We start from the raw sequence: 6,606 nt of genomic DNA, 5'->3' as shown, positions 1-6,606 counted from the left end.
GCGCCGAAGAAGATCGCGATCCTCGGCGGCGGCGTCGCGGCGATGACGGCGGCCTTCTACCTGACCGACCAGCCAGGCTGGCGCAATGCCTGCGACATCACCGTCTACCAGATGGGCTGGCGGCTCGGCGGCAAGGGCGCGAGCGGGCGCAATGCCGCGCTCGGCCAGCGCATCGAGGAACACGGGCTGCACATCTGGTTCGGCTTCTACGCCAACGCCTTCAAGACCATCCAGCGCGCCTACGAGCTGCTCGACCGCCCCGAAGGCGCGCCGCTGCGCACCTGGCGTGACGCCTTCAAGCCGCAGCAATTCATCACGCTGACCGAGCGTGTGAAAGGTGACTGGAAGCTGTGGCCGATCGAGACCCCGGCGATGCCCGGCGAGCCCGGCCAGGGCGACGAGACGCTGGACCTGTGGCAGATCGTGCAGGTCGGCTACGAGTGGATCAAGCAGTGGCTGGGCGAGCTGAAGGATGCCGAGGCGCATGGCGAGCTCGGCCCGGCGCATCGTGCGATCCCTGCCGACGTCCTGGCCAACCTCCCTGTGGGCAGCTGGCTGCACCGGCTCGCCGCGCACGTCGAGGACGACGTGCTGTCGCTGTGCAGCGATGTCGGCGTCGCGTTCGCCGCGCTGCAGCGCTTCAGCGCCGACCTGCCGGCCGCGCTGCGCGACCACGACCCCGGCCACCACCTGCTGCAGTCGAGCGCGCTGAAATGCGTGCGCACCTGGCTGCATGCGCGCTTCAACGGCCTGCTGGCCGACAGCGGCATCGCCGACGACCTGCGCCGCCTCTACATCTGCGCCGACCTGGGCCTGACCAGCATCATCGGCATGATCGAGGACGAGGTGCTGACGAAGGGCTTCGACGTGATCAACGGCGAGGACTTCCAGGCCTGGCTGACGCGCCACGGCGCGAACCCGCAGGTGACGGTGCGCTCGGCGCCGGTGGTCGGCTTCTACGACCTGGTGTTCGCCTACGAGGACGGCAACTTCGACAAGCCGGACATCGAGGCCGGCACGATGCTGCGCGGCATGCTGCGCGTGGCCTTCGACTACCACGGCGCGATCATGTGGAAGATGCAGGCCGGCATGGGCGACGTGGTGTTCACGCCGTTCTACCAGCTGCTGAAGGAACGCGGCGTGAAGTTCGAGTTCTTCCACAAGGTCGACGAGCTGGTGCCCGATGCCGCCGGCAAGAAGGTTGCCGAGATCCGCATGACGCGCCAGGCGGCGCTCGCCGACCCGGCGCAGGCCTACGCTCCGCTGGTCGACGTGAACGGCCTGGCCTGCTGGCCGAGCGCGCCGCGCTTCGAGCAGCTCGACGCCGCGCAGGTCGCGCTGATGCGCCGCCACGGCATCAACCTCGAATCGAACTGGAGCGACTGGCCCGAGGTGTATGCCGCCGCGTTCGGGCAGCCGCTGCCGACGCGCACGCTGAAGCTCGGCGAGGATTTCGACCAGGTGGTCTTCGGCATTTCGGCCGCATCGGTCGCGCAACTGTGCCCGCAGCTCGTCGCGCGCAGCCCGGCGCTGGCCGCGTCGTGCGAGCACGTGAAGGCAGTCGCGACCCAGGCCTACCAGGTGTGGCTGAACCGCGACCTGCACGAGCTCGGCTGGACGCTGACGGGCCCCGACGGCCAGCAGCCGGTGCTCAGTTCGTTCAGCGAGCCCTTCGACACCTGGGCGCCGATGGACCAGTTGCTGTGCCGCGAAGCGTGGCCGCCGGCGATCGCGCCGAAGAACGTCTCGTACTTCTGCAGCGCGTTGCCGCTCGCGAGCTACCCGCCGTACAGCGACCACGCGTTCCCGAAGCGCATGGCCGAGCAGGTCAAGCAAGGGGCGATCGAGCAGCTGCAGCGGCGCATCGGCACGCTGTGGCCGAAGGCCGTGACGGCGGAGGGCTTCCGCTGGCCGCTGCTGGTCGACCCGTCCGGCGCCGTCGGGCCGGCACGCTTCGACAGCCAGTACTGGCGCGCCAACGTCGATCCGTCGGAGCGCTACGTGCTGTCGGTGGTCGGCAGCAGCCGCTACCGCCTGGCGACCGACGGCACCGGCTTCTCGAACCTGTTCGTCACCGGCGACTGGATCCGCACCGGGCTGAACGCCGGCTGCGTCGAGGCGGCGACGATGGCCGGCATGCAGACCGCGCGCGCGATCTGCGGCCATCCGGCGGTGATCGTCGGCGAGCGGGACGTTTAAGAACGCTTCAGGGCCGCGGCTGATGCTTGTTGTTACAGTCGACCCCTTCATGAGAAGCCCGTCCCGCCACGCACCGCACGCCCGCAGCCTGCGATCGTGCCTGTCTGCCTGGATCGCGGGGCTGCTGTGGCTGATGGCCGGCAGCGTGCTCGCGCAGACGGCGGTGTCGCCGACCGAGCCGGTGGAGCTGACCCGCAGCGGCCAGTTCTACCTCGCCGAGGCGAACGAGGAGCCGCCCGACGTCGACCGGCTGGCCGACTGGCTCGCGCGCAAGACGCCGGTGGACCATGTGTCGCTGCTCGGCGGGCGCTACTGGTTCCATGCGACGGTGCGCAACGACTCGCCGGCAACGCAGTGGGTGATCGACCCGCATGCGAGCCTGATGGAGCACGTCGGCGGATGGATCTACGTCGGCGGCCAGCCGCCGCAGACCTTCGTGACCGGCTACCACGCCGACACGCCCTACATGCTGCACTACGGCAGCGACATCACGCTGCCGCGCGGCAGCTCGGCGCACGTGCTGCTGCGCATCGACAGCCGCTACTTCGCGCGGCTGCCCGGCATCGACATCCAGACCAAGGCCGAGTACCGCCGCACCGTGATCTCGGAGAACGTGCTGGCGCTGTTCGCGCTCGGCGCGCTGCTGACGCTCGCGCTCTACAACCTCTTCATGTTCCTCGGCACGCGCGACAAGGCGCTGCTGTACTACGCGCTGTACCTGGTGACGGCCACGGCCGGCTGGGGGCTGACCTTCCACATCCCGGCGCAGTGGCTGGGCTGGCACGGGCTGCAGTGGCACTACCTGCCGTTCTTCCTGATGGTGGTGTTCAACACCCTCTTCTACATCGAGTTCCTGCAGCTGCGAGAAGCCAACCCGCGGCTCGCGTGGGCGGGCCATGCCAACCTGGTGCTGGCGCTGGTGCTGCTGCCGAGCTGCTTCATCGCGGTGTCATGGGCGCACACGCTGGCGACGATCGTCATCTCGATCTCGCTGACACTCGCGCTCATCGCCGGGCTCGTGCGGCTGTGGTCGGGCTACCTGCCGGCGCGCTACTTCCTCGCGGCCTTCCTCGCGCTGCTGCTGCCGGCGCTGGTGATCCTGCCGGCCAACCTCGGCCTGAGCCAGGACATGGTGCGCAACCCGGAGCTGATCACGCTGCTGGGCAGCACCGCCGACGCGATCCTGCTGGCCTTCGCGCTGGCCGACAAGATCCGGCTGCTCGCGCTCGAGAAGGACGGCTACATGGTGCAGCTGCACCGCGCGCTCGACCAGGCCAGCACCGATTCGCTGACCGGCATCGGCAACCGCCATGCGTTCGACCGCACGCTGTCGAAGCTGACGGCCGCCGACTCGTCGGCCGGGCTGATGCTGGTGATGATCGACCTCGACGGCCTGAAGCGCATCAACGACGAGCGCGGCCATGCGCACGGCGACGCGCTGCTGTGCGAGTTCTCGCGCCAGCTGCAGACGCTGCGCGACCGCGACATGACGGTGTTCCGGCTCGGCGGCGACGAGTTCGCGGTGCTCGGCGACATGCGCCATGAAGACGAGACGCGACACGACATGCGCCGCTTCGAGGAGCGGCTGCACGCCGCCGGCTTCGAGGGCTGCGGCATCAGCTTCGGCATCGCGTTCGGCTCGGAGATCACGTCCAGCAGCCAGCTGCTGATCCATGCCGACGCGCGCATGTACCGCCACAAGTCGACCAAGCGCGACGCCCCGGGCGGCGCCGCGCAGCCCTTCAATCCTCGCCGCGCTTGAGCTTCATGCGCTCGCGTGCCAGCCGGCCGCGCGCCTTCCACTGCGACAGCTGCTGGTGCCGCTCGAGCACGGTCAGCGTGTCGCGCCGCACCTCGCGCAGCAGCTTGTGGTAGTTGCGCACGCGGTCGGCGCCGACGCCTTCGCGCACCGCGCAACCCGGCTCGTCCTCGTGGCGGCAGTCGCGGAAGCGGCACTGCAGCGCGAGCGTCGCGATGTCGTCGAAGCTGAGCGCGAGCCGCGCCTCGTCGGTGTCGGGTCGCAGCGTGCGCAGCCCCGGCGTGTCGATCACGCAGGCGCCTCCCGGCAGGCGGTGCAGCGAGCGCGAGGTGGTGGTGTGCTTGCCGCGGCTGTCGTGCTCGCGCACCGCGCCGGTGTCCTGCAGCTCGGTGCCGGCCAGCGTGTTGGTGAGCGTGGACTTGCCGGCGCCCGACGAGCCCATCAGCACGACGGTCTGGCCGGCTGACAGCCACGGCTGCAAGGCCTGCGCGGCCTCGGCGCTGCGGCCATTGACGGCCAGCAGCTCGACATTCGCCGGCAGCCGGCCGCGCAGCTGCGCGCGGRCCTCGTCGAGGGCCTGCGGCGGCACCGCATCGGCCTTGGTCAGCACGACCACCGGCTGCACGCCGCTGCCCTGCACCAGGATCAGGTAGCGCTCCAGGCGGCGCGGGTTGAAGTCGTCGTCCAGCCCCATCACGAGGAAGGCGGTGTCGACATTGCTGACGACCGGGTGGCGGCGCCCGTCGGCATCGCGCCGCGCGATGTGGCTGAGCGGCGGCACGCGTTCGTGCACCCAGCACTGGCCGTGGGCGTCGGCGGCGCCGATGACCCAGTCGCCGACGGCCAGGCCGGTGTCGTCGTCATCGAGCGCGCGCATCAGGCGTGGCAGCACGCGCGCACTGTGCGAGTGCTCGCCGTCGTGCAGCTCGACGGTCTCGCGGTGCACTTCGGTCAGGCGCATCAGGCGGGCGCCGGGTGGGAAGGTTTCAGGAAGGGACGCGGGAAACGTGGAAAAGGAGGCGGCCTCGGCGGCCATCGCGGGCGTGAGCCCCATCGAGCGCAGGCGCTCGACATCGATCTCGATCATGGTGGGTGGTGTCTTTCATCATCGCAGCCGGCGCACGCGCCGAGCCAGGAGCCCCGTGCGGCGAAGGCCGTGCGGGGCAACGAAGGAATGAAAGCTGTGCCGCGGCGGCAGGGGCGCCGGCGGGAAGATCAGGACCCGAAGAGGGAGTCGGGCTCGATCAGCGCTGGAGCGAAGTGCAATCCGCGGACAGCAGGAGGGCAATGTCAGTGGTTCTCATCGCGTGGTCTCCTTGTGGCTGTGGGAGCGGACCCAACCGGGGCGGCCGGGGACTTCGGGCGCGCAGTGTGGCATGGCCGGTATCCACGCGTCAATGTCATTGCAAAGGCGCGACAATGCGGCTCCCCTGCTGGATTGGAGCGTTGGGATGATTCGATCGCTTTACATCGTCACCGGCGCATCGCGCGGCCTGGGTGCGGCAATGGCGGAACGACTGCTCGCCCCCGGCACGCAACTGCTGTGCATCTCGCGGCGCACCAGCGAGGCGCTGGCCCTGAAGGCCGGTGCCGCCAACGCACGCTGCGAACAATGGGCGATGGACCTCGCGACACCGCTGCCGGTGGCGCACCGGCTGTCGGCATGGCTCGCGCAGATCGACCACACCTCGTTCGACACCGCGACGCTGATCAACAACGCCGGCGTGCTGACGCGCGTCGGCCCGCTGGGTCATGTCGACGGCACCGATGTGTCGAACGCGCTGCGCGTCGGGCTGGAGGCACCGCTGCTGCTGACCGCCGCGTTCCTGCGCGCGACGCTCACGTGGCCGACACGGCGGCGCGTGCTGCAGATCTCGTCAGGCCTCGGGCGGCGCGCGATGGCCGGCCAGGCGATCTACGCTGCGGCCAAGGCCGGGCTCGATCATGCGGCCCGCACGATCGCGCTCGATGAAGCGCTGCAGCCGAACGGCGCGAAGATCGTCTCGCTGGCGCCCGGCGTGATCGACACCGAGATGCAGGCCCGGCTGCGCGACAACCCGGCGGATGGCTTCCCGGACCAGTCGCATTTCGTGAACCTGCAGCGCAACGGCGGGCTGGCGTCGCCGGCCGAGGCCGCGGCCAAGGTGCTGGCCTACCTGGACCGCACCGATTTCGGCAGCCAGCCGGTGGCGGACGTTCGGGACGCCTGAGCCTAGGAACGGTCGAGTCTGGGTGGGGCGGAGGGGACTTCGCGCGCTTCGACGTCGACCACGTTGGCCGGGTCGACCGCCGCACCACCCCGCGTGAAGCCGCCGAACGGCTGGCGCGGATCGACCTTGAAGCGCCGCACCTGGGGCTTGCGGCCGCGCAGCAGTGCCCACGTGATCAGTGTCAGCGTGAGGACGATGCCCAGCAGCAGCAGCCCGGCCGCGAAGACGGCGCCGATCACGATGGCGACCAGGCGAATCAGGAAGGCGAACACGCGGCGGAAGATCATGGACAAGGGGCACCTCGTTGGCGAGCCGGCATTATCAGGCCGGCCCCGGCGCAGGGTCTTTCAGGTCTTTCAACGCTGATTTCAGCCGCGCTCGCCGCGCGCCGCACGGGCCTGCTGCGCGAGCTGCACGTCGCTGGCTTCACGCTTGCCG

At 70.0% G+C, this 6,606-nt stretch carries 5 protein-coding genes; 3 read left to right on the top strand and 2 right to left on the bottom strand.

Going from position 1 to position 6,606, the window contains the following annotated elements; translation table 11 throughout:
* The coding region (locus AC1D15_RS13815; protein WP_477826429.1) for an NAD(P)-binding protein at window positions 1–2,199 on the top strand (2,199 nt) is incomplete at its 5' end.
* A 49-nt stretch (window positions 2,200–2,248) separates the two neighbouring features.
* The gene (locus AC1D15_RS13810) at window positions 2,249–3,961 is read left to right on the top strand and encodes a GGDEF domain-containing protein (RefSeq protein ID WP_477826428.1); all 1,713 of its coding nucleotides are present in this window, start codon (window positions 2,249–2,251) and stop codon (window positions 3,959–3,961) included.
* Here the strand turns inward: AC1D15_RS13810 and rsgA are convergent.
* Window positions 3,942–5,045: a ribosome small subunit-dependent GTPase A gene (gene rsgA, locus AC1D15_RS13805; RefSeq protein ID WP_477826427.1), complete on the bottom strand. Its 1,104-nt coding sequence runs from the start codon at window positions 5,043–5,045 to the stop codon at window positions 3,942–3,944. The two genes, AC1D15_RS13810 and rsgA, sit on opposite strands and share 20 nt — an antisense overlap.
* 364 nt (window positions 5,046–5,409) lie before the next feature.
* On the opposite strand from rsgA, the gene AC1D15_RS13800 reads away from it, so the two are divergent.
* On the top strand, window positions 5,410–6,168 hold the full coding sequence (locus AC1D15_RS13800) for an SDR family NAD(P)-dependent oxidoreductase (protein ID WP_465113176.1): 759 nt from the start codon (window positions 5,410–5,412) through the stop codon (window positions 6,166–6,168).
* Window positions 6,169–6,170: 2 nt separating this feature from the next.
* Here the strand turns inward: AC1D15_RS13800 and AC1D15_RS13795 are convergent, their stop codons facing one another.
* Window positions 6,171–6,455, bottom strand: coding sequence for a hypothetical protein (locus AC1D15_RS13795; RefSeq protein WP_477826426.1), 285 nt, complete (start codon window positions 6,453–6,455; stop codon window positions 6,171–6,173).
* Window positions 6,456–6,606 lie beyond the last annotated feature (151 nt).

It is taken from the genome of Rhizobacter sp. P2_H2, assembly GCF_056403375.1.
This window is presented reverse-complemented; position numbering and strand designations above follow the sequence as displayed.

What these genes read in the sequence shown, in the direction of transcription:
- AC1D15_RS13795 (WP_477826426.1), bottom strand. Translation starts at nt 6,455, where the DNA reads ATGATCTTCCGCCGCGTGTTCGCCTTCCTGATTCGCCTGGTCGCCATC.
- AC1D15_RS13810 (WP_477826428.1), top strand. Translation starts at nt 2,249, where the DNA reads ATGAGAAGCCCGTCCCGCCACGCACCGCACGCCCGCAGCCTGCGATCG.
- AC1D15_RS13800 (WP_465113176.1), top strand. Translation starts at nt 5,410, where the DNA reads ATGATTCGATCGCTTTACATCGTCACCGGCGCATCGCGCGGCCTGGGT.